This is a genomic window from Aquimarina sp. AD10 (assembly GCF_003443715.1).
Classification (GTDB): Bacteria; Bacteroidota; Bacteroidia; order Flavobacteriales; family Flavobacteriaceae; genus Aquimarina; species Aquimarina aggregata.
On sequence record NZ_CP031965.1, the window covers coordinates 4,768,853 to 4,793,037 of the forward strand.

The 24,185-nt window shown below is 31.9% G+C and carries 24 protein-coding genes; 15 read left to right on the forward strand and 9 right to left on the reverse strand.

What is annotated here, in order from left to right:
• Positions 1 to 49 precede the first annotated feature (49 nt).
• The 4 genes from D1816_RS19760 to D1816_RS19775 all read left to right on the forward strand — a co-directional run bounded on the left by D1816_RS19760 (position 50) and on the right by D1816_RS19775 (position 3,405).
• Positions 50 to 727 carry a glycerophosphodiester phosphodiesterase family protein gene (locus tag D1816_RS19760; RefSeq protein WP_118505162.1) on the forward strand — a complete coding sequence of 226 codons (678 nt, stop codon included), beginning with the start codon at positions 50 to 52 and terminating at the stop codon, positions 725 to 727.
• Positions 727 to 1,938, forward strand: coding sequence for an NAD(P)/FAD-dependent oxidoreductase (locus D1816_RS19765; RefSeq protein ID WP_118505164.1), 1,212 nt, complete (start codon positions 727 to 729; stop codon positions 1,936 to 1,938). Before D1816_RS19760 ends, D1816_RS19765 begins: the two co-directional genes overlap by 1 nt.
• A gap of 45 nt (positions 1,939 to 1,983) precedes the next feature.
• Positions 1,984 to 2,541: a DUF1697 domain-containing protein gene (locus D1816_RS19770; RefSeq protein WP_118505166.1), complete on the forward strand. Its 558-nt coding sequence runs from the start codon at positions 1,984 to 1,986 to the stop codon at positions 2,539 to 2,541.
• Positions 2,542 to 2,616: 75 nt separating this feature from the next.
• Positions 2,617 to 3,405 (forward strand): hypothetical protein, encoded by a 789-nt coding sequence (locus D1816_RS19775; RefSeq protein WP_066313195.1) that lies wholly within the window; start codon positions 2,617 to 2,619, stop codon positions 3,403 to 3,405.
• A 65-nt stretch (positions 3,406 to 3,470) separates the two neighbouring features.
• Here D1816_RS19775 and D1816_RS19780 read toward each other — a convergent pair whose 3' ends face one another.
• Complete coding sequence (locus tag D1816_RS19780) at positions 3,471 to 4,043, reverse strand: TetR/AcrR family transcriptional regulator (RefSeq protein WP_066313197.1); 573 nt, start codon at positions 4,041 to 4,043, stop codon at positions 3,471 to 3,473.
• A gap of 25 nt (positions 4,044 to 4,068) precedes the next feature.
• Entirely contained in the window at positions 4,069 to 4,542 is a 474-nt protein-coding gene (locus D1816_RS19785; RefSeq protein WP_066313199.1) for a TspO/MBR family protein, read from the reverse strand.
• 104 nt (positions 4,543 to 4,646) lie between these two features.
• Between D1816_RS19785 and D1816_RS19790 the strand changes: the two genes are divergently transcribed.
• The 3 genes from D1816_RS19790 to D1816_RS19800 are packed head-to-tail and all read left to right on the forward strand — an operon-like array spanning position 4,647 to position 7,633.
• A complete protein-coding gene (locus D1816_RS19790) occupies positions 4,647 to 5,729 on the forward strand; it encodes a diphosphomevalonate/mevalonate 3,5-bisphosphate decarboxylase family protein (protein WP_118505168.1) in 1,083 nt (360 codons plus the stop codon).
• A 48-nt stretch (positions 5,730 to 5,777) separates the two neighbouring features.
• Positions 5,778 to 6,713 carry a mevalonate kinase gene (locus tag D1816_RS19795; protein ID WP_066313211.1) on the forward strand — a complete coding sequence of 312 codons (936 nt, stop codon included), beginning with the start codon at positions 5,778 to 5,780 and terminating at the stop codon, positions 6,711 to 6,713.
• 11 nt (positions 6,714 to 6,724) lie between these two features.
• On the forward strand, positions 6,725 to 7,633 hold the full coding sequence (locus D1816_RS19800) for a geranylgeranylglycerol-phosphate geranylgeranyltransferase (RefSeq protein WP_066313212.1): 909 nt from the start codon (positions 6,725 to 6,727) through the stop codon (positions 7,631 to 7,633).
• Between the two features lie 76 nt (positions 7,634 to 7,709).
• Here the strand turns inward: D1816_RS19800 and D1816_RS19805 are convergent, their stop codons facing one another.
• Positions 7,710 to 8,060 carry a hypothetical protein gene (locus D1816_RS19805; RefSeq protein WP_066313213.1) on the reverse strand — a complete coding sequence of 117 codons (351 nt, stop codon included), beginning with the start codon at positions 8,058 to 8,060 and terminating at the stop codon, positions 7,710 to 7,712.
• Positions 8,061 to 8,498: 438 nt separating this feature from the next.
• On the opposite strand from D1816_RS19805, the gene D1816_RS19810 reads away from it, so the two are divergent.
• Entirely contained in the window at positions 8,499 to 9,452 is a 954-nt protein-coding gene (locus tag D1816_RS19810) for a carbon-nitrogen hydrolase family protein (protein WP_118505170.1), read from the forward strand.
• A gap of 51 nt (positions 9,453 to 9,503) precedes the next feature.
• A complete protein-coding gene (locus D1816_RS19815) occupies positions 9,504 to 10,340 on the forward strand; it encodes a pseudouridine synthase (protein ID WP_118505171.1) in 837 nt (278 codons plus the stop codon).
• Here D1816_RS19815 and D1816_RS19820 read toward each other — a convergent pair.
• The 6 genes from D1816_RS19820 to D1816_RS19845 form a co-directional block, all read right to left on the reverse strand.
• The gene (locus tag D1816_RS19820) at positions 10,321 to 11,721 is read right to left on the reverse strand and encodes a mannosyltransferase (RefSeq protein WP_118505173.1); all 1,401 of its coding nucleotides are present in this window, start codon (positions 11,719 to 11,721) and stop codon (positions 10,321 to 10,323) included. The two genes, D1816_RS19815 and D1816_RS19820, sit on opposite strands and share 20 nt — an antisense overlap.
• Positions 11,721 to 13,193 carry a cellulose synthase family protein gene (locus tag D1816_RS19825; protein ID WP_118505175.1) on the reverse strand — a complete coding sequence of 491 codons (1,473 nt, stop codon included), beginning with the start codon at positions 13,191 to 13,193 and terminating at the stop codon, positions 11,721 to 11,723. The genes D1816_RS19820 and D1816_RS19825 overlap by 1 nt, the downstream gene beginning before the upstream one ends.
• Positions 13,193 to 13,885 carry a glycosyltransferase family 2 protein gene (locus tag D1816_RS19830; RefSeq protein ID WP_066313222.1) on the reverse strand — a complete coding sequence of 231 codons (693 nt, stop codon included), beginning with the start codon at positions 13,883 to 13,885 and terminating at the stop codon, positions 13,193 to 13,195. Before D1816_RS19830 ends, D1816_RS19825 begins: the two co-directional genes overlap by 1 nt.
• Positions 13,886 to 14,440: a toxin-antitoxin system YwqK family antitoxin gene (locus D1816_RS19835; RefSeq protein ID WP_120702491.1), complete on the reverse strand. Its 555-nt coding sequence runs from the start codon at positions 14,438 to 14,440 to the stop codon at positions 13,886 to 13,888.
• A gap of 129 nt (positions 14,441 to 14,569) precedes the next feature.
• Positions 14,570 to 16,207, reverse strand: a complete 1,638-nt coding sequence (locus tag D1816_RS19840) for a 4Fe-4S dicluster domain-containing protein (RefSeq protein WP_118505177.1) — start codon at positions 16,205 to 16,207, stop codon at positions 14,570 to 14,572.
• 3 nt (positions 16,208 to 16,210) lie between these two features.
• Complete coding sequence (locus D1816_RS19845; protein WP_066313227.1) at positions 16,211 to 17,512, reverse strand: NAD(P)/FAD-dependent oxidoreductase; 1,302 nt, start codon at positions 17,510 to 17,512, stop codon at positions 16,211 to 16,213.
• Positions 17,513 to 17,834: 322 nt separating this feature from the next.
• On the opposite strand from D1816_RS19845, the gene D1816_RS19850 reads away from it, so the two are divergent.
• The 6 genes from D1816_RS19850 to D1816_RS19875 all read left to right on the forward strand — a co-directional run bounded on the left by D1816_RS19850 (position 17,835) and on the right by D1816_RS19875 (position 24,133).
• Positions 17,835 to 18,545 carry a DUF547 domain-containing protein gene (locus D1816_RS19850; RefSeq protein WP_066313229.1) on the forward strand — a complete coding sequence of 237 codons (711 nt, stop codon included), beginning with the start codon at positions 17,835 to 17,837 and terminating at the stop codon, positions 18,543 to 18,545.
• 88 nt (positions 18,546 to 18,633) lie between these two features.
• Entirely contained in the window at positions 18,634 to 19,599 is a 966-nt protein-coding gene (locus tag D1816_RS19855; protein ID WP_066313232.1) for a hypothetical protein, read from the forward strand.
• 46 nt (positions 19,600 to 19,645) lie between these two features.
• Positions 19,646 to 20,644: a glycoside hydrolase gene (locus D1816_RS19860; protein ID WP_118505179.1), complete on the forward strand. Its 999-nt coding sequence runs from the start codon at positions 19,646 to 19,648 to the stop codon at positions 20,642 to 20,644.
• A gap of 10 nt (positions 20,645 to 20,654) precedes the next feature.
• Positions 20,655 to 21,386 (forward strand): hypothetical protein, encoded by a 732-nt coding sequence (locus D1816_RS19865; RefSeq protein ID WP_233565329.1) that lies wholly within the window; start codon positions 20,655 to 20,657, stop codon positions 21,384 to 21,386.
• Positions 21,387 to 21,477: 91 nt separating this feature from the next.
• Positions 21,478 to 22,740 (forward strand): POTRA domain-containing protein, encoded by a 1,263-nt coding sequence (locus tag D1816_RS19870; protein ID WP_118505181.1) that lies wholly within the window; start codon positions 21,478 to 21,480, stop codon positions 22,738 to 22,740.
• Positions 22,741 to 22,873: 133 nt separating this feature from the next.
• Positions 22,874 to 24,133, forward strand: coding sequence for a POTRA domain-containing protein (locus D1816_RS19875; RefSeq protein WP_118505183.1), 1,260 nt, complete (start codon positions 22,874 to 22,876; stop codon positions 24,131 to 24,133).
• Positions 24,134 to 24,185: the final 52 nt, after the last annotated feature.

Here is a 24,185-nt window from a genome sequence, read left to right on the forward strand (position 1 = left end):
TACCCAGGATTTTATCATTTTTATATCTCGAACACAGTAAGTTATTATCATGAAAATATACGGACATCGCGGAGCAGCAGGTTTAATTGCCGAAAATACCATCGAATCAATTTTAGAAGCGCTGAACAATAATGTAAAAGGAGTTGAAATCGATGTGCATTGCTGTAAATCTGGTGAATTAGTGGTGATCCACGATGAAACCTTAGAACGAACAACTAATGGAACGGGTTTAGTTTCTGAATATACTTTACAAGAGTTAAAACAGATAACCACGATAGAAGGTTATAAAATTCCAACATTACAAGAAGTTCTTGAAGTTATAGACGGGCGATGTGAACTTAATGTTGAACTAAAGGGTATACATACAGCACTACCAACGCTTAAATTACTTGAAGAGCAAATATTAAAAACCAATTGGGAATACAAACATTTTATTATATCAAGTTTTGACCATAGTCAATTGTTCGAATTAAAAGAACATACTTCTAAATTTAAAATAGGTGTTCTTACTGAAGAGAATATAAGTAAAGTACTGCCCGTAGCTCATGACTTAGAAGCATTTTCAATCCATCCTCCAATTTCAACACTAACTCAACAAGCGGTTGATAAAGCAAAAACACAGGGATACCGAGTATACGTTTGGACTGTAAATACAAAAACATTAATAGAACAATCAAAAAGCTGGAATGTTGATGCTATCATCACAGATTTTCCGAATTTTGTATAATGAATTATGATTTAATAATCGTTGGTGGCGGAGCTGCAGGTTTTTTTACAGCAATAAATGTTGCCGAACAGGATCCGAAATTAAGAATTGCAATTCTCGAAAGAGGAAAAGAGGTATTGTCAAAAGTTCGTGTTTCTGGAGGAGGACGTTGTAATGTTACCCATGCAGAGTTTATACCTAATGAACTAAGTAAAAATTATCCAAGAGGAGAAAAAGAGCTAAAAGGACCATTTCATACCTTTATGACTGGCGATACTATGGATTGGTTCGATCAGAGAGGAGTAGCTCTAAAAATTGAAGATGATGGTCGAATTTTTCCTGTCTCTAATTCATCAGAAACTATTATAAATTGCTTTTTGTCCGAGGCAAAGCGATTGCAAATTGATGTTTGTACAAGTCATGCGGTTAAAAATTTTAAACGTGAACAAGAAACTTGGTCTGTCGAAACTAATCAAGGAGGTTTTACTACAAAAAAACTGATGATAGCTACTGGCAGTAATCCAAAGATTTGGAAGGTACTACAAGAACAGGGTCATGATACTATCGATGCTGTTCCTTCATTATTTACATTTAATATTAAAGACTCCAGAATTAAAGAATTACCAGGAGTGGTAACGCATGCCATGGTTAAGGTGAATAATTCAAAATTGCAGAGTGAAGGGCCTTTGTTAATAACGCATTGGGGGATGAGTGGTCCGGCAATATTAAAACTTTCTGCTTGGGGAGCAATAGAATTAAATGCGCTTCAATATGATTTTGAAATAACCGTAAACTGGTTGCAAGATGATACTGAAGAAGAAGTTTTACAAAGTATCAGGAGTCTTAAAGAAACCTATTCAAAACAATTAGTATTTACGTATGCACAGTTCGATTTACCTAAAAGGCTGTGGCAAAGTTTAGTTTTGGCATCGGGTATCCAAAAAGATACTCGCTGGGCAGATCTTAATAAAATTCAAAGTAAAACCCTGTCAGAACAATTAACCCAAAGTGTTTTTAAGGTTAATGGTAAAAGTACCTTTAAAGAAGAATTTGTAACGGCAGGAGGTATTAATCTTAAAGAAGTAAGTTTTAAAACGTTTGAAAGTAAAAAATGCCAAAATCTATATTTTGCCGGAGAAGTCCTAAATATAGATGCTATCACAGGTGGATTTAATTTTCAAAATGCATGGACTGGTGCTTTTATAGCTGCTAAGGCTATTACGTCAAAATAACATTTCTTAATTTTAAAAAGAGATAAAGGACTTAAAAATTAACTTATGAAAACATATGTTGCATTGTTAAGAGGAATTAATGTAAGTGGCCAGAAAAAGATTAAAATGGCAGATCTTACAGAAGCATTAGAAAAATTAGGATTGTTTTCTGTTACCACTTATATCCAAAGCGGAAATGTAATTTTTCAAAGTGAACAAAATGATGTACAATTCTTAAGTGATTTAATCTCAAAAGGTATACAACAAAGATTTGGTTTTGATGTTCCTGTGTTGGTTATTACTCCAGAGACATTAGCTACTATTTATCAAAAAAACCCATTTTTTGATAGATTAAATAAAGAAGAAATTGAAACAAAAAAAATGTATTTTACATTATTGTCAACCCCTCCTGATGAAGAATTAGTAAAAGAATTACGATCTGGTTTTAATGGAGAAGAAGAGTTTGTGATTACTAAAAATGTAGTGTACCTATATGTAACTGCTGGATACGGAAAAACCAAACTAAATAATAATTTTTTCGAAAAAAAATTGAAAAGTGTAGCCACAACGAGAAACTTAAAAACAGTAATTAAATTATTGGATTTAAGTGGTTTGAACTTGTAAATTAGAGTAAAGTATTACGGTTTTTTAAGTAAATTTTTGTATCTTAATAGAGATTAACTAATACCTCAATTAACTATGAAAAAAATTACTCTCTTTCTTTTTGTCATAATTTTATTTAGTAATGCACATCAAGGACATGCCTATAGTGATAAAAAACCTATGGAAAAGTTATTGATGGATTATATTGACAAAATGAATGCCTTGACGCAAGGAACCAAAAAAGAAGATGTACTAAGTTTGTTTGATGAAAAATATAACGGAAATACAGTATATGTAAACTTATCGGGAGCCTTAGTTAGGAAAAATTACTTTAAAAAGGATATTTCTGGACAATTAGACGATATTATTGATGATGATAATTATAAATTTAAGCTTACATTAGAAAAAATTGTTTTTCAAACTCAGAAAGAAAGGGCAGGTACAATTTCTGCTGTAATTAACTTTGAATCGTATATAGATAAGAAAATTGCCGAAAAAGGAACAATGCTAATGGATCTTGTTGCTATTAGAGTAAACGGCGGTTGGAAAATAGCACAAAATAATATGATTAGAGTTTCTGAAGCAAAAGATATAGGAGAATGCATTTGTTATGTATACGGTAAAGGGACTACCAAATTTGTCACAGAAGTATATTACCCATCAGGATTAGAATATAGTCAAGAACTAGGGGCGTTTCAGGTTACGACAAAAGATACAAAACGAATCATTAAATCAAATAGCAATGAGTATTATTGGAATAAAGGCACTGGAAAAATAGCTTTTAAAGGTGTGCAAATTGGAAAAGCCGCAGATTCAAGAAAAGCACTAGAAGTTGTACTAAAACACCAGTATAAAGAATCTTGTGTTAATATTGTATTTAATTAATAGTATTTAGCATATACACATACTTAAGCTTTGTATATTTAAGTATGTGTATTGCTTTATTTCTCTTACTGAATAATAGTTGCATCCTTTAGAAAACCTCGCCATGAGATTTCAATAGCTTGATTAATATGTTTTTCTTGAAGTTTCACCTGCTCATTTTCGTGAATCTTTACCAACGAAACAACGTTACCAAAGAATAACTCTTCCATAACGAGTGTATTGTAAGATTTAAAAACCTTTTGTCGTACACCATTTTTAAAATAATTTTCTATTTCACCATAGTATTCACGAGCTTTATCTTTTAGGCTTTGTGGAATTTCTGGAGAACGAGCAATTTGTTCAGAAAAAATAAAAGCTAATGGGTTATTAACAAAGTAATAGAATAGGTTTAGCCACATTACGGTAAATTGCTTTTTAATATCGTCTTCTGGGATGTTACGCATTACTACTGTACCAAAATCTTGCGTAAGCATTAAATATAATTCTGTAATAATCTCTTCCTTGTTCTTAAAATGATGATATACGGTACCATTAGCAACTCCTGATTCTTTAATAATCTGCGAAAGAGAAGTAGCATTAATTCCTTGTTTAGTAATTAATTCTAGAGTAGTCTGTAAGACTATTGCTTTTTTACTCATAAAAATGAAATTCCTTATTCTTAATTTAATTTAGCTGCCATATGCCAAAATTCAATGCAGTCGCAAAAGCAACCCAAACAACGTAAGGGATAAGTAGGTAAGCGGCAATAGTGTTCACTACAGTAAACCATTTAATGGTAAACAATAGTAGGATAAATAGGGCTATTATATCTAGTAATGCAATCAACGGACTCTGCAAGCCAAAGAAAAAAATTGACCAAGCAGCATTCAATATTAATTGAAAACCAAAATGATATAACGCAGTTTTTACCCATTTATGATAAAAACCTTTACTCCATACAATTCCTGCTGAAATACCCATCATAATGTACAATAGTATCCATACAGGTCCAAATATCCAATTTGGAGGTGTAAAGGACGGCTTTTTTAAAGTTAAATACCAAGTATCTATAGAACTTTGAGTTGCAATACTACTCAAAAAACCAATTAGTAGACATAAAACTACGGCAATACCGATGCGAGATAACTTTTTTTTCATTAAAAGGAATTAGTGCAGTACTAAAATAGGAATTTATTTTCACTACTGATGCACTTAAATATCGTAGAGCACTTATATTTGTTCAAAATTATTCTAATATTATGATGAACTATCCTGAGTTTACCTTTTCTGTAGTGTCAGAATTACCAGATAATGGAGTAATAAAGTGTACATCTCCTAGCAATATAGCTTTAGTAAAGTACTGGGGTAAAAGACCTATACAGCTACCCGAAAATGTATCTATTAGTTTTACGTTAGAGACTTGCAAAACAATAACAAGTTTAGCATACAAAAGAAAGGAAACACCCTCTGAAGATTTTGATTTTGAATTGCTTTTTGAAGGAAAACCCAAACCAGATTTTAAACCTAAGATTCAGAGTTTTTTTACACGAATAGAGACATATTTGCCTTTTTTAAAAGAATATTCTTTTACCATAGAAACAAGTAATACTTTTCCTCATAGTAGTGGGATTGCATCTTCGGCTAGTGGTATGAGTGCCCTTGCATATTGTTTGATGCAATTAGAAAGAAAAATAAACACAAGTATTACAGAACATGAATTGTTACAAAAAACGTCATTTTTAGCCCGTTTAGGATCTGGGAGTGCTTGCCGAAGTCTTGAAGGTCCAATTACGGTATGGGGAAAACACGATGCTATTGGCGGAAGTAGTGATGCCTTTGCTGTTAAATTTCCGCATACTATTCATGATAATTTTAAAGAATTTCAAGATACGATCTTACTAGTTGATAAAGGTGAGAAGCAAGTAAGTAGTACCGTTGGCCATGATCTTATGCATGGTCATCCATTTTCTGCAAAGCGATTTGAACAAGCTACAAACAATTTATCTAAACTTAAAGAAATACTTGGTACAGGAGATTTAGATGCGTTTATTGAGGTGGTCGAAAGCGAAGCCTTAACGTTGCATGCTATGATGATGACCTCGTTACCCTATTTTATTTTAATGAAACCTAACACATTGGTAGTAATTAATAAAGTTTGGGAATATCGAAAAGCAACAGGATCTAAACTTTGTTTTACATTAGATGCAGGTGCTAATGTACATTTGTTATATCCAAATAATGAAAAAGATAAGGTTTTATCTTTCATTACTAGTGAGTTAGTTGCGTATTGTGAAAACGGTCAGTATATTTGTGACAAAATAGGATTGGGAGCAAAATTGTTGTAACTTTATCCTAATAGGGAAGACAAATAAGATATATATTAAAAAATACAGATGAAGGGACCATTATTTTATTCTAAAATATTATTATTTGGAGAATATGGAATTATAAAAGATTCTAAGGGTTTATCTATACCATATAATTTTTTTAAGGGTGCCCTTAAAGTGTCAGAAACTCCAAATGATGAAGCTTTAGAATCTAATAAGAACCTGAAAGAATTTTCAATTTATCTTGAGAAAATTCAAAATGAAGATGTCGTTAAATTTGATTTAGAAAAGTTAAGAAAAGACATAGATGCGGGCATGTATTTCGATAGTAGCATACCACAAGGTTATGGTGTTGGTAGTAGTGGAGCACTTGTAGCTGCTATTTATGATAAATATGCTGCAAATAAAATTACAGTTTTAGAAAATCTTACTAGAGATAAATTATTAAAGCTTAAGAAAGTTTTTGGTCTTATGGAGTCTTTCTTCCATGGAAGCAGTTCAGGGCTAGATCCTTTAAATAGTTATTTAAGTCTTCCGATACTAATTCATTCTAAAGATAATATAGAACCCGCAGGTATTCCATCTCAAAGTGTGGAAAATAAAAAAGGTGCCGTTTTCTTGTTAGATAGTGGTATTGTAGGAGAAACAGCTCCTATGGTAAGTATCTTCATGGAAAACATGAAGCAAGAAGGTTTTCGCAGCATGCTTAAAAATCAATTTGTAAAGTATACTGATGCATGTGTAGATGATTTCCTAAAAGGAGATGTAAAGTCTTTATTTTTAAATATCAAACAGCTTTCTCATGTAGTGTTAGATAATTTCAAACCTATGATTCCAAAAGAATTTCATAATCTTTGGAAAAATGGAATTGAGACGAATGACTATTATCTTAAATTATGTGGTTCTGGCGGAGGAGGTTATATCCTTGGGTTTACACAAGATTTTGATAAAGCACAAGCTTCACTTAAAGATTACAAATTAGAAGTAGTTTATAATTTTTAATAAGCATTAGTATGCTTACTAGAAAAAACAAACTTTTTTTTCTCAAATTGTTAAGTTTATTTTCTGTCGTTAGAGGATATAACATTCTTATTATTGTCCTTGCTCAATATTTGACATCTATATTTATTCTTGCACCTAATATTCAATTAAAGCAAGTTCTTTTTGATCCAAATTTATTTGTAATTGTATTGGCTTCTGCAGGAGTAATTGCGGCAGGATATATTATTAATAGTTTTTATGATAAAGAAAAAGATCTAATTAACAGACCTCAAAAAACGATGCTTGACCGTCTAGTAAGTCAGCAAACTAAACTTACAGGTTACTTTATTTTAAACTTTTTATCTGTTGTTTTAGCAAGCTATGTTTCGTTTAGGGCTGTTCTATTTTTTTCGGTATATATTTTTGCAATTTGGTTTTACTCTCATAAATTGAAGAAATATCCTATTTCTGGGAATATGGTGGCTTCAATACTATCAATAACGCCTTTTTTTGTTGTATTTATATACTATAAAAATTTTGATGAAGTCATCTTTGTACATGCAACTTTTTTGTTTCTAATGTTAATGATTCGCGAGATGATAAAGGATTTAGGAAACTTAAAAGGTGATCTAGTTCAAAATTACAAAACAATTGCCGTTGTGTATGGAGAACTCGCGTCAAAAAGAATTATTACAGGTTTAATCATAATTGCTTGTATACCTATTTATTTATTATTGACTAAATATGAAATAGGGTTTATGTATCTGTATTTTTATGTTTGTCTTGTTCTTCTTACTTTACTACTAGTTGGATTATGGGGTTCTAAGGGGAAATTACATTATGTTTGGTTGCATAATATTTTAAAACTAATTATAGTTTCAGGTACATTTAGCATAATTCTTATTGATGTAAACATGATTCTAGATAGAATTCTTTGGTAAAAAAGAAAGCAGTTGCATATGCAACTGCTTAAAAAGATAAGTTCTCAATTTAATCTCTTTGAAGATGTATTTAAGATTAAATAGTATTTGGCTTTTTAATTTTAAGTGGAAGTCTAAAGATTCTGTTTGTAGTAACAGATTTTTCTGTAGTTACTTTTTTATAGTTTAATCTAGATTTTATATAAGTAACAACACTATCTTCATGTGAATCAACATTTAGAACTACAACTTCACCATTAGTATTGATAGTAAATTGGATTGTAGCGGTCAAATCTGCTTTTTCAATTTTGATTTCTGGGTCTTTTAAAAGTACAGCAACTTCATCTCTTATTTGTTGTTCTGTACTAATAGAATTTTTGTCGTTTGAGGCAAATGACTGATTAAATCCTAATACAATGACGAATACTAAAACGATTAACTTTTTCATTTTTTTGATCTTTTAAGATTTGAGTTTTGAACTATTTGTTTCAATTTTACATGACAAATGTACCGCTGGATTTTACATTATTTTTGTTTTTAGTTTTACTAGAATGTGTCAATATGTTTACGGTTTGGTTAAAAAGCATATGTTTTAACGTAAATTAAACTTTGAATACTATATACTTTTTATATGTTTACTTTTTCATAATAAATAAGGAAGTACTTTTTTGTTGTTAAATTCTCAGCGTTTAGTATGATTTCCTGTCGATAGTAAGTTTTTTACTAAGGCTCTAATGTTATGATAATGTTATGTTGTGGTTTTGCCGTAAGCTCATTTTTAGAGTTTAATGAATTGAAAAACAGAATTTTATATATTAATTATTTGTTAACGAAGTGCTGGGGAATTTGTATCACTCACGCATGAAGAAATAATACAATTGAATACATGAAGGATCCATTATTGACAGTAGCGCTAGCTCAAATTTCTCCTGTTTGGTTAAACAAAACAGGAACATTACAAAAAATTGAAGAAACTATACACGAAGCTGCTTCTAAAAAAGCAGAGCTAATTGTTTTTGGTGAATCACTTCTTCCTGGATACCCTTTTTGGGTAGAACTTACCAATGGCGCTAAATTTAATAGCACGGTTCAAAAAGAAATCCATGCACATTACGCACAAAATGCTGTTAGCATTGAAAATGGAGATTTAGATACTATTTGTAAGCTTGCTGCTACATATAAAATGGCAATGTATATTGGTATTATTGAACGCCCTATAGATCGTGGAGGACATAGTTTATATGCTTCATTGGTTTATATTGACCCTTTAGGAGAAATTAAATCGGTTCATAGAAAATTGCAACCAACATATGAAGAAAGACTAACTTGGTCCCCTGGAGATGGTAATGGGCTTAAGGTTCATCCTCTTAAAGCATTTACTGCTGGTGGATTAAATTGTTGGGAGAATTGGATGCCATTGCCAAGAGCGGCGCTTTACGGTCAAGGAGAAAATTTACATATTTCAGTATGGCCAGGGAGCGATTATAATACAAAAGATATAACAAGGTTTATTGCGCGAGAATCACGCTCTTATGTGATCTCAGTTTCAAGTTTAATGAGAAAATCTGATTTTCCTGAGACAACTCCGCATCTAAATGAAATTTTAAAAAATGCTCCTGATGTTCTAGGAAATGGAGGCTCCTGTGTTGCAGGTCCCGATGGAGAATGGATTCTTGAACCCGTTTTACATACAGAAGGACTTTTAATAGAAACATTAGACTTTAATAGGGTGCTACAAGAACGTCAAAACTTTGATCCAGTAGGGCATTATTCAAGACCCGATGTAACTCAATTACATGTAAATAGAGAACGTCAAAGTACAGTAAGGTTCGATAAATAATAATTGTCAATCCTAAATAGTAATCCACTATCTTTGCAAAAAATTTAAGATATGAGTCGTGGAGATCGTTCTCGAGATGGAAAAAGTAGTGGAAGACAAGGGAAATCTAAAATTAAGACTTTCAAACAGGATAATACTCCTGTAAAAAAGTCTGTTAGAAGTCCTAAAAAGATTGTAGAATCTGATGAGATACGACTAAATAAGTATGTTGCTAATTCTGGTGTTTGCTCTAGAAGAGAAGCTGATTTATATATTCAAACAGGAAGTGTTTGGGTAAATGGTAAGCCAGTGACAGAAATGGGGTATAAAGTGAAGTTGACCGACGAAGTAAAGTTTGATGGACGACTTATTACACCACATAAAAAAGAGTACGTTTTACTTAATAAGCCAAAAGGCTTTGTAACCTCGACAAGTCCCGAAAAAACCAGAACGGTAATGGATTTAGTCGCAAATGCTTCTAAGCAACGATTAAAACCCGTTGGACGATTAGAACGAAATACAACAGGTTTACTTTTATTTACAAATGATGTGGATTTAGAGAAAAAACTCACTCATCATAAAAGTGGGGTTCGTAAAATCTTTCATGTAGAGTTAGAACGTAATCTTAAATTTGAAGATCTTCAGAGAATTGAAAAAGGAATTAAACTAGAAGAAGGTTTTATAAACGTTGATGAGATTTCTTATATCGAAGGCGCTTCTAAAAACGAAATAGGTATTCAATTACAATCTTCTAAAAACGGAATAATTCATAAACTTTTTGAACATCTTAACTATAGCGTAGTCAAATTGGATCGTGTTATCTATGCAGGATTAACTAAAAAAGATCTTCCTCGTAGCCACTGGAGAGTACTAACAGAGCAAGAAGTAATTAATTTAAAGATGATGTAAGACTTGACTTAGTCTGATTTTTAGATAGCAGATACATATCCCAAAAAAAGACAGTTAAGACTATAAAATATTCTAATCCAACCATCCATAAGTTTTCTTTAAAATCAGGATGAATATAGGCTGTATAACTTAATATAATTGCAAATGACCATGCAATAGGGAATTTATACCTTGTAAATATGCAAAGTGATAAAGGAACGGCGATATACCAGGGATGTACTGTGGTGGATAAAAAATAATAACAACAAATTCCTAAGGTCAATACGGTGATGAGTTGTATTGTTGTTTTGTTTTTTCGAATAAAAGTCAAACTAAGAAGGATTAAAATAACAATCATTGGTAATATTTTACCAACGGTTTCGATAATATTCCAACCTACGACTTGATACCCAATCCAACGAATGATATAGAAAATACTGGCATTAAATTCAAAATTTTGAAACCAGAGCGTAATTGTTTTTCTAAAGTTAATAAGAAAAGCTTCTGATAAAAAAGGTGCAAAGGTTACCAAAACAGTAAGAAGAATAATACTATAGAATCCAAGTAGTTTTGGTAATCCTGATCTTATACCAAGCTTGTTGTAGTTTTTGTGATCCCCAATTACAAATTTCTTAAAGAATAATGGTAAAAATAACAAGGGAATCAGTTTTACAGAAACAGATAGTCCTAATGCTATTGCAGCCCAATACCAATAGCCTTTATGTAACAGGTATAAGGACCAAATGATAAAAAAGACCATTACAGCCTCAAAATGCAGGTTTCCCGTAAGCTCTATAATTATAAAAGGATTAAGAACGTACCAGAAAATTTGTTTTTCTGGAAGCTTAAGAGCCTTTAGTAGTTTTTTTCCGAAGAAAAATGTTCCAATATCTGCCAGAATAATAAGGATTCTAAATACCATTGCAGATCCTAGAATGCTCTTACTTGCAAATACAGCCGAAATTAAATAGCAAAGCTGGCTGATAGGAGGGTAATTGGTAAAATGGCTACCATTAAGTTGTCCCATGCCCTTGTAGAGCTCGTGAGCTTGGTTAATAGGAGCATTGTTGTCGCTAATCCAGACTTCAGGCAAAGATAAATACGGATTGTATCCTTCTAGTAACATTCTGCCATCCCAGATAAAGCGATAAAAATCTTGAGATAGGTTAGGGATAGCAAATAAAAATACGATCCTAAATAGTAATCCGGCTACGGCAAGAAGCTTCCAATTATTTGGATTGGATTGTATGATTTTATAGGAAATAAAGAATAAGATAGTCCAAAGACTAATCATCTTAACAAAATCAATGCGCTCTAATTGATAAGCAAAGCTCCAATAAAAAAGAATACCAATAAAAATGAGAAGTATAGAAAACTTATTATGTTTCCAATACGATAACATTATAATTTAGAGGTAACAGATTTAATAAATACAAAACCAAATCCCAAAAAAAGCATAATATGAAATAAGAAGAGTCCAAAATCCTGAAGCTTAAAAGCACTATATAAAGCAAATCCAAAATAGCCCATTAGTAAAGCTTCAATAATAGTATTACCCGAAATATTCTTGTTTACATATTTATTGTCTTTCCATGAATCTTTTAGCGTATTTATATTAAACTTTGGAGTACGTACAAATTCACTTTTCTTTCCAAAATGGCCTTCAAGGACAGCCATAGAATTGTGCACAGAGAATCCCATTGCAATAGAGAAAAATGTAAAAAACATTTTAATATACTCCATGAAATTCCAAAATCCTTTTCCGTGTATTTTTTTAAATGTATGCCAATAGCAATAGAAAAATATTACCGTACTTAGAGCAAAGAATGCGATTACATTAAAGTACCAACTAAACAATGGATTGTTGTTTTTAATATACATTACAGGTACACTAAGAATAGCAACCAATAATACTAATAAAAACATACTACTGTTTAACAAGTGGAAAAAACTATGAAATTTGGTTTTAAAAGGTACGGTTTTGTCTCTAAGTAATTTCCAATATAATTTCTGAAAATTTTCTGCAGCACCTTTATTCCATCTAAATTGTTGTGATCTTGCGGCACTAATTACTACCGGTAATTCTGCAGGTGTTTCAACCTCTTCAAGGTATTTAAATTTCCATTTCTTTAATTGCGCTCTATAACTTAAATCTAGATCTTCGGTTAATGTATCTCCTTGCCAATTACCTGCATCTTCGATACATTTCTTTCTCCAAACACCGGCGGTTCCATTAAAATTAATAAAATGATCCTTATAATTACGTCCTACCTGCTCCATAGTAAAGTGAAAATCAAGCGCAAACGCTTGAATTTTGGTTAGCATAGAGTAGTTTCTGTTAATATGTCCCCAGCGTGTTTGTACAACACCAATATTTTGATCTTTAAAGTAAGGAATAGTCTGCAGTAACCATTTTTTTCCGGGAAGAAAATCAGCATCAAAAATCGCGATGTATTCACCTTTAGCAATTTTTAATCCTTCTTTTAAAGCGCCAGCTTTAAACCCAGTACGATCTTCGCGACAAATATGCTTAATGTCTAATCCATTTTTTTGAAGTTTTTCTATCTGAGCAGCGGTAGTAATCACTGACTCATCTGTAGAATCATCCAAAACTTGTATTTCTAATTTATCTTTAGGGTATTCAAGCTCTGCAATATTATCAAGTAATCGATCCATTACATATAGTTCATTAAATACAGGTAATTGAACTGTTACTTGTGGTATTTCTTCTGCTTTAGTAAAATCAAAAGTAGGAGAGCTATCAGGTTGCTTTCTTGACTTTAGATAATTAACGAGCAGATTCAATTGAGCCAGACTATACATAAATATGATTAGTAAGGCTAATGTGTAGGTTATGATGATAGCAATATCCATTACGTAAAGCTATATTTAAAAATCCAACTTAAAATCTTAACGCCTGCAAATATAGCACCTTTTATTGTTCCTGAAACTTTTGAGACTCCAATTCTCTTTTTGTACTGTACAGGGACTTCGGTGTAGCTGTAACGTTTTTTTAACACTTTTAGCTGCATTTCTACAGTCCAACCATAGGTTTTATCAACCATGTCGAGTGCTAGAAGTGTTTCATATTTAATCGCTCTAAATGGACCAAGATCTGTGAAATTTGCTCCAAAAAAAAGTTTCATTAAGCTTGTAGCTAGCCAATTTCCGAAGATTTGTGGGAACGTCATTGATCCAGCTTCTCGTAAATGTTTTACTCTAGAACCAATAACCATATCAATATTATCAGTAAGTATAGGATTTATAATTTTAGTTAATTCGGCAGGGTAATCACTATAATCTCCATCAAGGAAAACGATAATATCTGGTTTGTTTTCTTTTGAAGCAATATAACTCATGCCTTTTAAACATGCATATCCATATCCTTTTTGATTTTCTATAAGTACTGTTGCACCAGCCTTTTTTGCCACACTTTCTGTTTGATCTGTAGAATTATTACTCACCACAATAATCTCAGAAACCACTTCGGGAATCTCTTGAATTACATGCGCAATAGATTCTTCTTCGTTAAAAGCAGGTATGATTACGTTTATTATTGGAGGCATTTATAAGGAAACATTTGGGTTGTCTTTTTTAAAGCTAAAGATATCGGTCCATTCTCCGATCTTTTCATCATTAACATAGCGTTCGGCTTTAAAAATTTTATTGTTTTTGTATAATAAGGAATATCCTTCTTTTTTATTGTTTTGATATTGGTACTTTGTTGTTATTCCGGTCGCAATATCGTAAATAATCCACCATTTCTCTGCATTATCGTTTAGAAAATGGCCTTCCTTAAATAATTTACCCTTTTCTGTATAAAAATACCAATAGCCATTTTTAGCATTATTTTTAAAATGCCCTTCTTTCATGATGATTCCATTAGAAGAGTAATAATACCAAAAACCTTCTTTTTTATCTTTTTGGTAATGCCCCTCATGAGAAACTTTTCCGTTAGGATAATAAAAAAACCAAAAATTCACTTTCTTTCCGTCTTCTTTCCATCCTTGAGATTTAAGAACACCATCAGGATAGTACTCATAATGATATTCTTTTTGAATAGCATAGGTACTAGCAGAAAAGCAACACATCAATAAGAAAATAGATAACTTTTGGATCATGATGATTTTATGTTTGCAGTCTTAGACGTAAGCTAAAAGCTATACTAACAGAGAATTTTAAGTTAATTCGTAAAAAAGCCATATCTGTTTTTAGATATGGCTTTTTACTTTGTTATTAGATCTTAAAATCTATTTTTTATTTACATAATCCATTAAATCTACATCATTACCTAGTAAGATTTCGTTTGAATTAATTCTACCGTCAAGAGAATCATTTTCTAGTTTAAGTACTCCTCTTGGGCAAACTGCAGAACATATTCCACAACCTACACAACTAGACCTTACTATGTTTTCACCTTTTTGTGCGTATGCACGTACATCTATTCCTTGTTCACAATAGGTAGAACAGTTACCACAAGAGATACACTGTCCTCCGTTAGTAGTAATTCTAAATTTAGAGAATAATCGTTGTTGGATCCCCATAATACCAGCCATTGGACATCCCATTCTACACCATATACGGTTACCAAGTATAGGATAAAAACCAGTTCCTATAACACCAGAGAAAATAGAACCGATTCCGAAAGCATAAAAACTTCTTAAGGCACCATCAAAAGCATATTTCTTTGTATTAAGTCCAAAAGAAAAATATGAGGCATTAATTTTAAGCTGATTAAGATCTACAAAAGCAATTAGTAAAAGAAACCCAATAGTAATTGCAAATGCACCTATAGCTCCTTTAAAAGCAGTGTTGTTAAGTTGATCTCTTTTGAAATATGTTACTGTTGCAAAAACAATTGTTAAAAATGCACCTACACTTATTAAGAATGTATTTTTTGTAAACCAATATTTAGTTGAGTCATATCCTAAATATGTAGATATGGTAGCAACCGTCATTACTACAGAAAAAACCAATACAGAGTTGATCATCCATCTTTCAAATTTCCAGGCTTTAATTCCTTTGTCTGATAGTTGGCGAAAAGAATCACCTGCGGTTTCTGCTAATCCACCGCAACCGCAAACCCATGAACAATACCATCTCTTTCCATATTTATAGGTAAGCCAAGGTGAAATCACAAATACCATTAATACAGCCAAGATTAAAAAGAATAACCCAATGGTTTGCGCATTAATAAATTGATCTACTCTCCATTGTTCAAAAGCATAATAATTTAATGGCCACATGTTTTTTAAATCATTATAGGGTAATGAAAATGTATCCGAATTAAGACGGGCCATTAATTCTGGAATTACAAATGCAAAAGCTGTTTGAAAAAACATCACGCTTACCGTTCGTAATTGCTCATAACGATTGTGTTTGTATTTCATGATGAATTTTACTCCAAAAGAAATAATGGCTACGGTATATAATGTTCCATATACAAACCATTGACTTGCTGGATTACCACTTAATAACCTACTTAACGGATCGAATAGACCTACAAGACCAGTATTTGTTCCATCTGCTCCTTGTCCAAGACCTAATAATTCTGCATAAAAGTATAGTACAATGTAAAAACCTGTAAGTGCTACTCCTGCAATCCAGGCAAGTACGCCTCGGGATGAAATAGAATTAAACCAAACTGCATCATTTTTAATTCCTTCGAGCTTTTTATCATATGCTCCTTTTGAAAACGTTATGATTCCTGCTATTAATGCTATCAAAGATATAGCAAGCCATGCAGTTTTATTTGGTAAGTTGATATTAAAGATTGCTAGTACTAATATTAGCAACCCAGACATCCCGACTAGAACGCCTATTTTTTGTATTGTATTAAGGCTTTTAGGAGGTTGTCCTGTTAGTGCCATATTTCTCTCTACTGCCATGATTTATGCGTTTATAAGTTTTTGCTTTTGAAAAGCATTTAAAATATCTTTTTCGAAATGTTTAAAAAATTCGGGATCAAAATTAGCTTCAGGTAAATGTTGTATTACATAATCAACATCTCTTTTTTCAGTTAACCAACGATCAAAAATTTCGTGGCGCATTCTAATACCAAAAGTGTTTATTCCTAAAAATTCTGAAGTTTCTTTATGATATGAAACCGTTATACACTTAGTATCATCTTCATGAATCCAATGAAATTGTTCTTCATATTCTTGTGGCCTTCCAAACACCCAACCATATGTTTGATATTCGATGTCAAGAAATTTTGCACTATTAAACCAGTGTCCAGGTTTATATTCAATTCTATTTCCGCAGATAGTTTGCGCAACAGTTTCACCCATCATACGCCCAGTGTACCAAACTGCTTCAATTGGTCTTCTAAGTCCAATTGCTTCATGTTGTTCTGCGCAATCACCAATCGCATATATATTAGGAATATTGGTTTCAAGAAATCTATTTACTTTTACACCACGTCCCAGTTCAATACCAGAATCTTTTAGAAAATCTACATTTGGAGATACTCCTGGCGTTAATCCAACAACATTACAGTCGATAATTTCACCTGTTTCCTGTACGACCACACCTTTTACTTTGCCATTGTCATCAGCAAGGATTTCTTTCAAGTTTGTTCCTAAACGAAGATCTATATGATGGTTTTTGATATGTCTATTAATCATGCCACTCTCTCCAGCTGGTAATACAGCATCCCAAAAACTTTTTTCTCGTACTAAAAAGGTAACAGGGATTCCGCGAGAGTTTAACATCTCGGCTAATTCTATACCAATTAAACCACCGCCTACAATTACGGCTCTTTTACATATTTCATTATTTGGAGCATGTTTTTCAAGATTTTCAAGATCTTGCTTGTGGTACATACCCATAACGCCATCTAGATCTTGACCAGGCCAACCAAATTTATTAGGTTTAGAACCTACTGCGATAATTAACTTATCATAACTTAAAGTTTCTCCATCTACAAATTCTAATGTATTAGTTTCATGGTTTACTTTAGACACGAAACCTTTTTTTAGATCTATTCGATTTTTTTCCCAAAACCAGTTTTCGTAGGGTTGTGTATGTTCAAATTTCATATGCCCCATGTATATATACATAAGAGCTGTGCGGGAAAAGAAATAGTCCGTTTCGCCAGAAATTATAGTGATTCTTTTGTCGGACATTTTTCGGATATGCCTTGCAGCAGTTATACCTGAAATTCCATTTCCGATAATTGCAATGTGTTCCATAAAAGATGATTGTTGATTGTCAATTTTTACTTCGAAGTGAATACTTCTGACAGTAAGTCGCATATAAATATAAGAACTTATGTGCTTGATTTAATTTAGAATCAATCTAAAAAATGATTGTGTTGTAAGGACTTTTATTGATCTACGAACAGTAATAACTCTTTGTTAGTATGTGATTTGTTTTGAAAAATAAAATGTAACTTAGTTTGTAAGTTGCAAAATTACCCTTCGACTGATTGTCCGTTACCGAGGTGAACTTTAAAAAAATAAAATGTAATCTGAATCGAAGTTTTTTGAATTAAAAACTGGTAAAAAGTAAATCATGAAAAGAATAATTATTATAGTATTTGTACTTGTAACTCAACTTGGGTTTTCTCAGAGCAAAGCAGATTTTTTTGCTAAGGCAGATACTTTTTTCAAAACTTACGTATCAAATGGTAGAGTAAAGTATGCTGCTATTAAAAAAGATCCTTCATCTTTGGATACGTTGTTAGAAATGGCTGCTAAGATATCAATACCTAAAAGTCAACCTAAGACTTTTCAATCTTTTTATATCAATGCTTATAATTTGGCAGTAATAAAAGGAGTGGTGAATAAATATCCTGTAAAATCTCCAACGAGTATTAAAGGTTTTTTTGATAAAACCACGTATACTATAGGAGGAAAGGCTACAACCCTTAATAACTTAGAAAATAAAATCCTTCGTAAAAATTTCCCGAATGAGGCGCGTTTTCACTTTGTACTAGTATGTGGTGGATTAGGTTGTCCTCCGATTATTGCATCGGCATATAAGCCCGCTAGCTTAGAGAATCAATTACAACGTCAAACTGTTAAAGCTCTTAATGATCCTACATTCATAAAAGTTAAAGGAAAAAGAGTACAATTATCTCAGATATTCGAATGGTATAAAGGAGACTTTACTAAAAATGGATCTGAGGTTGATTACGTGAATAAGTTTAGAAAAGTAAAAATACCTTCTGACGCGAGAGTGTCATACTATACTTATAATTGGAGTCTAAATCAAATTAAATAATCTTTTATTAACAATACCAAAAATAAGAAACTACCCTTGCGCTCACCAAAGCCTGGGATAAGAACTTATGCAACTAAAAATTAAGAAAATGAAAACTACTAAAAATATAATAGCAACTCTTTTATTATTACTAACCGTTACTTTTGGATTTGCTCAGGATGGAGATGGTGATGTTTCGAATATTCAAGAATTTACACCGTCTAAATTATTAAAGAAGGGGCAGTGGGATATCAAAGTTTTTACAGGAGTATATACCCAGACAAAACGAACAGATGCCAGATCTAACTCTGTAGATATTCTTAGAGAAACTTTTTTAACTAATACAAACGAAATTTATACCGGGATAAGCAAGAATTCTAGAGTAAATATTGGTTTGATCTTTCAAATTCGTTCGAATCAAGTAGGAGGTGATAATTACTACGATGCTTTAGGTGTGTTTAGATTTAAGAACGATAAAAATAGTACAAGAAGTGGATTAACAACGATAGCACCATCGATAAGAGTACAGCCTTTCAAAAATATAGCTAATTTTTCTTTTACAAGTTCATTTTTCATCCCTTTATTCGAAGACACAAGTACATTAAACGGGTTAACAGATGGAAACGGAGATCCTGCATTTACACCATATTTGGATCAACGTAGTTTTGCTTGGGAAACTAGATTTTTCTTTGATCACACTTTTGGAGGAAATAAATGGCAAGTATTTACAGAATTAGATTTTAGATTTAATTTTGGTGAAGATGCTGCGGATGCGGACCCACTAACCGAAAATTTAAATGAGCGATTTGCAAACGAAAGTTTGTTTTTACCATCAACTGTTTTCTTGAGTTATTTTCCGTCTTCAAAATCAACAGTTTTTGTTAATGCTCAACAATCTTTTCTATTAGATCTAGGAAATGGATTTGCGCAAAATTCTACACAATTAGGATTTGGAGGTAAGTATCAGTTAACTAGAGTTCTTAATATAGAAGCATCTTACGGAAAGATAGTAAGAGGAAATAATTTTCAAGGGCTTGGAAACACAACAAGTATAGGTTTAAGAGCAATATTCTAAGAAGATATTATAAAATAATTGTATTTTCAGCAGTAAAAAAACAGAAATGAATAAAGTTTTTTTACTGCTGTTATCTTTTATATTTTTAAACTGTTCTGGACAATCGGCAAAAATTAACGGAGTTAGTTTTGTTGCATCACCAAGCGAAATAACTTCAAAAGCAATTGACCCAATTGTAAAAGTTAATGCAAATTGGGCAGCCGTAATGCCTTTTGGATTTGTGAAAAATTTACAAACACCTAAAGTTACTTTTAATATCGAAAGACAATGGTGGGGTGAGCGAAGAGATGGAGCAAAAAAAACAATAGAGTTATTAAATTCTAGAGGTATTAAGGTAATGCTTAAACCTCAGATATGGGTCTGGAGAGGAGAATTTACAGGAAATATACAAATGAATTCAGAAAATGAATGGATCACTTTTGAGCAATCATATGAAGAATTTATAGTATTATATGCAAAATTAGCTCAAGAGATGAATGTGCCAATGTTATGTATTGGAACAGAGTTACATACTTTTGTGCAGCATCGACCAAAATATTGGAGTCAACTTATAACAAAAGTTAAAGCGGTATATAAAGGGAAATTAACCTATGCAGAAAATTGGGATCAATTTGATAAGGTTCCGTTTTGGAGTGAACTGGATTACATAGGTATCGATGCCTATTTTCCGATTTCTGAGGATCAAACGCCAAAAATTGACATGTTAAAACAAGGTTGGCAAAAACATAAAAATAGTATACAAACCCTTTATAATAGTAAAAAGAAACCTGTTTTATTTACAGAATATGGGTACAGAAGTATTCATTATACAGCAAAAGAACCATGGGACTCTAATAGAGCAGATGGTAATGTTGATCTTGAAGCCCAAAACAATGCATTAACAGCATTGTATGAAGAGTTTTGGGGAGAACCTTGGTTTGCCGGAGGGTTTTTATGGAAATGGTATCATAATCATGAAGAATCTGGAGGTAACAAGAATAATAGATTTACGATACAAAACAAACCAGCAGAAGAAATTATAAGAAGGTTATATAAAAATGAATAGGATGCTGATAATGAGATATGTCATAATTATTGTAGTGATACTTGTATGTTATTCTTGTAAGAATGATGATACTCCTATTTTTTCCGAAAACTCTTTAGCGGCGTTAGTAACACAATATGATATTGAAATCGATAATGTAATTGCTTGCGCTTCGGGATCCAAAACCGACGAAAATACAATTATTGCTTATGCATACCCAAGACCAGGAGCTAGTAATTTGCAATATTTTGAAACTTTTTCAACAGACGATGACAAAAATGATTACCAAAATTATACAAAAGTATCTATAGAAGCAACTGACTTTTTTAATGGATATCTTAAAAAATTTACTCGTATAAATACCGAAGAAAAATGGGTGATTATTACTTTTTTTGAGGATAATAAATTGCATTTGTCAAATCCAATTCGTTTAAAACACCTTAGCAAACCTACAGAGTTTTCTGAAACAGTAACTGTGGATACAATGTTGGATGGGATGCCAGTTTTTGGATGGGATGACGGAGTATTTAACGATAACAAAATCTACTTTCAAGTGATCTCTGATGTAGAGAATAATTTTATCTCAGGAACGTATACATTCGAAAAACAATTTCAATATTATAAACTAGATAATGTTGTGCTTAATATAACTCAAGGAACACCTCCTGTATTAAATTCTTCAAATCAGTTCAACTTTACTCTAATGGGAGTTAGTGAAGATAACTGGGTGAATCTCTTTATAGAAAAAAAGTTTACCCCTTAAAATTATTTTATATCTAGTTATCTCAAACTTCTATTGTAAGAACCCCACTTTTTTCTCGTCTACAACAATATCGTTTTGAAAAAGAAAAATCATGATTAAGAAGATTGTATTCTCATTAATCTTTGTTGTTTCTGGCAGTATTTTTTCCCAAGATGCTATAGTGTCAGAATTACATATTGAAGGATTAAAGAGAACCAAGGAATCATTTATACGTAGATTGGTAAAAGTTAAGCCAGGATCCGTATACGATTCTGTACGTATAGCCACAGATATAGCCCGTCTTAAGCGATTGGCAGGAATAGCAAATGCAGATGCTACCACCACAAAAAGTGAAGACAAGAACTATGTTGTTACTTATAAAATTGAAGAGAACTTTACAATAATTCCAGGATTTAATATTGCTACCGATAATAATGGAGAGTTTGCATTTAGACTTTCTCTCTTTGAGTTTAATTTATTAGGAAGAAATCAAATTTTAGGAGGATTTTATCAACGAGATGTATTCGATTCTTATGGTGGATATTGGGAAGCTCCGTACCTTTTTACTAATAAATTGGGTTTTGGAATAAATTATAAAAATTTAGTTTCTCAAGAGCCTGTTTTTTTTGAAGATAATACAGTTAACTATAAATTCGATAGTAGAGCTCTTGAAGCTAATATATTATACGAATTTGACTTTCATAATCGAGCAGAAATAGGAATAAATATTTCTAATGAAACTTATGATTTTATAGAAGGAGATTTACCGGTAGGGATACCTTCAAGACTTACTGCGGACAAGGTCTCTTATCGAGGGGAATATGAATATAATAATATTGATATTGATTATCAGTATGTATCAGGATTTAGAAGTTTATTAGATGTAAGATTTGTAACAGGGGGAGAAGGCTTATTAAATGACTTCTTTATCGGAAGAAATGATTTTGAATATTTTAAGAGAGTCGGAGACAAAGGAAATTGGGCAAATAGATTGCGATTAGGATTTGCATCTAACGATGATACACCCTTTGCACCCTTTGCAGTAGATAATCAATTAAACATTCGTGGTACTGGTAACACTATAGATAGAGGTACTGCTGCCATTGTATTAAATACCGAATACAGACATACATTGTATGAAAAAGGTTGGTTTGTTGTTCAAAGTAATGTTTTTTTGGATACAGGTACATGGCGTAATCCAGGAGGAGATTTAGGAGAACTGTTCGATGAAAGTACCTTACGTTTTTACCCTGGAGCAGGCATTAGATTCATACATAAGCGTATTTTTAATGCTGTTTTTAGATTGGACTATGGTTACGGGATTGGAAATGATGCAACCAACGGAATTGTTTTCGGAATTGGTCAATATTTTTAGATCAAGAAAATAATTAATATTAATTTTAGTTTTTATTAAAACCATTACAGATTACATATCAAAGTAAAAAGTGTAAGTGATCAAATGTTTACTAATTGAAAGTCAGAATTACTTCATTATATAATTTTTATTAATGCGAAAAGAGCTAACCATTATTTTTCTTTTGTTGATATGCTTTTGTGGTTATGCTCAAAATGCAACTATTGTAGACTTAAAAGTACAAGGGAATAAAAAAACAAAAACGTCGGCTTTGCTAAAGCTTACCTCTATAAAAAAAGGGCAACAATTAGATTCTCTTGTAATAGAAGATGACATTAAAAGATTAAAGAGGTTATCATCTATAGCACATGCTTATTATCAGGTGCATAAAAAGAGCGGGGGATATGAGGTAGTTTATGGAGTGCAAGAAAATTTTACGATAATTCCGTCAGCAAATATATATACAACCAATGATGATGAGTTTGCTTTTAGAGTAGGGGTGTATGAGTTTAATTTATTTGGTCATAATATTACGTTTGGAGGAGTGTATCAAAACGATATATATAGCTCATATGGGATCAATTTTAGAGCCCCCTATTTGTTTAGTAAAAAATTAGGATTAGCACTTAACTATAATAATTTAACTACCGAAGAACCTGTTTTTTTAGATAACGGAACTGCAGATTATAAATACAACAATACCTCTTACGAAATTCAAGGATTATATCAATTCAATCTTAGACATCGCATAGAGCTAGGCGTAAATTACTTTAATGAAGATTATGAATATAAAAGAGGGTCAACACAAGAAGGAATCCCTCAGGATTTTGATGTAGATAAACTACTATTTAAAGGTATTTACGAATACAACAATCTTGATTATCATTTTCAATATGTATCTGGATTTAAGAGTAGTTCTAATTTACAGTATGTAGTAAGTACCGAAAATGTTTTGCCCGATTTTGTGATAGGTTGGAATGACTTTTTTTATTACCATAGAATAGGAGAAAAAGGAAATTGGGCTTCTAGATTAAGATTAGGATTAGCAACCAACGATGATTCGCCTTTTGCACCATTTGCAGTAGATAATAATTTAAACATTAGAGGTGTTGGTAATACTATAGATAGGGGAACTGGAGTTATTGTTTTAAATACAGAATATAGGCATACTGTTTATGAAAAAGATTGGTTCGTTTTACAAAGTAATGTTTTTGTGGACGGAGGAAGTTGGCGTAATCCAGGAGGTGATTTTGGTGATTTTGGCGATACTCAAAACTTTAGAGTGTATCCAGGGATAGGGCTACGCTTTATACATAAGCGTATCTTTAATGCAATTTTTAGAATAGATTATGGATACGGTGTTACAGAAGATTCAACGAATGGATTCGTATTTGGAATTGGACAGTACTTTTAACGCTTTAAAGAATATAGTAATTATTAAAAAATGTTTCACATTAAAAAAGTAC

Coding starts and splice junctions, on each gene's coding strand:
- D1816_RS19760 (WP_118505162.1), top strand. CDS start 50: ATGAAAATATACGGACATCGCGGAGCAGCAGGTTTAATTGCCGAAAAT.
- D1816_RS19765 (WP_118505164.1), top strand. CDS start 727: ATGAATTATGATTTAATAATCGTTGGTGGCGGAGCTGCAGGTTTTTTT.
- D1816_RS19770 (WP_118505166.1), top strand. CDS start 1,984: ATGAAAACATATGTTGCATTGTTAAGAGGAATTAATGTAAGTGGCCAG.
- D1816_RS19775 (WP_066313195.1), top strand. CDS start 2,617: ATGAAAAAAATTACTCTCTTTCTTTTTGTCATAATTTTATTTAGTAAT.
- D1816_RS19780 (WP_066313197.1), bottom strand. CDS start 4,043: ATGAGTAAAAAAGCAATAGTCTTACAGACTACTCTAGAATTAATTACT.
- D1816_RS19785 (WP_066313199.1), bottom strand. CDS start 4,542: ATGAAAAAAAAGTTATCTCGCATCGGTATTGCCGTAGTTTTATGTCTA.
- D1816_RS19790 (WP_118505168.1), top strand. CDS start 4,647: ATGAACTATCCTGAGTTTACCTTTTCTGTAGTGTCAGAATTACCAGAT.
- D1816_RS19795 (WP_066313211.1), top strand. CDS start 5,778: ATGAAGGGACCATTATTTTATTCTAAAATATTATTATTTGGAGAATAT.
- D1816_RS19800 (WP_066313212.1), top strand. CDS start 6,725: ATGCTTACTAGAAAAAACAAACTTTTTTTTCTCAAATTGTTAAGTTTA.
- D1816_RS19805 (WP_066313213.1), bottom strand. CDS start 8,060: ATGAAAAAGTTAATCGTTTTAGTATTCGTCATTGTATTAGGATTTAAT.
- D1816_RS19810 (WP_118505170.1), top strand. CDS start 8,499: ATGAAGGATCCATTATTGACAGTAGCGCTAGCTCAAATTTCTCCTGTT.
- D1816_RS19815 (WP_118505171.1), top strand. CDS start 9,504: ATGAGTCGTGGAGATCGTTCTCGAGATGGAAAAAGTAGTGGAAGACAA.
- D1816_RS19820 (WP_118505173.1), bottom strand. CDS start 11,721: ATGTTATCGTATTGGAAACATAATAAGTTTTCTATACTTCTCATTTTT.
- D1816_RS19825 (WP_118505175.1), bottom strand. CDS start 13,193: ATGGATATTGCTATCATCATAACCTACACATTAGCCTTACTAATCATA.
- D1816_RS19830 (WP_066313222.1), bottom strand. CDS start 13,885: ATGCCTCCAATAATAAACGTAATCATACCTGCTTTTAACGAAGAAGAA.
- D1816_RS19835 (WP_120702491.1), bottom strand. CDS start 14,440: ATGATCCAAAAGTTATCTATTTTCTTATTGATGTGTTGCTTTTCTGCT.
- D1816_RS19840 (WP_118505177.1), bottom strand. CDS start 16,207: ATGGCAGTAGAGAGAAATATGGCACTAACAGGACAACCTCCTAAAAGC.
- D1816_RS19845 (WP_066313227.1), bottom strand. CDS start 17,512: ATGGAACACATTGCAATTATCGGAAATGGAATTTCAGGTATAACTGCT.
- D1816_RS19850 (WP_066313229.1), top strand. CDS start 17,835: ATGAAAAGAATAATTATTATAGTATTTGTACTTGTAACTCAACTTGGG.
- D1816_RS19855 (WP_066313232.1), top strand. CDS start 18,634: ATGAAAACTACTAAAAATATAATAGCAACTCTTTTATTATTACTAACC.
- D1816_RS19860 (WP_118505179.1), top strand. CDS start 19,646: ATGAATAAAGTTTTTTTACTGCTGTTATCTTTTATATTTTTAAACTGT.
- D1816_RS19865 (WP_233565329.1), top strand. CDS start 20,655: ATGAGATATGTCATAATTATTGTAGTGATACTTGTATGTTATTCTTGT.
- D1816_RS19870 (WP_118505181.1), top strand. CDS start 21,478: ATGATTAAGAAGATTGTATTCTCATTAATCTTTGTTGTTTCTGGCAGT.
- D1816_RS19875 (WP_118505183.1), top strand. CDS start 22,874: ATGCGAAAAGAGCTAACCATTATTTTTCTTTTGTTGATATGCTTTTGT.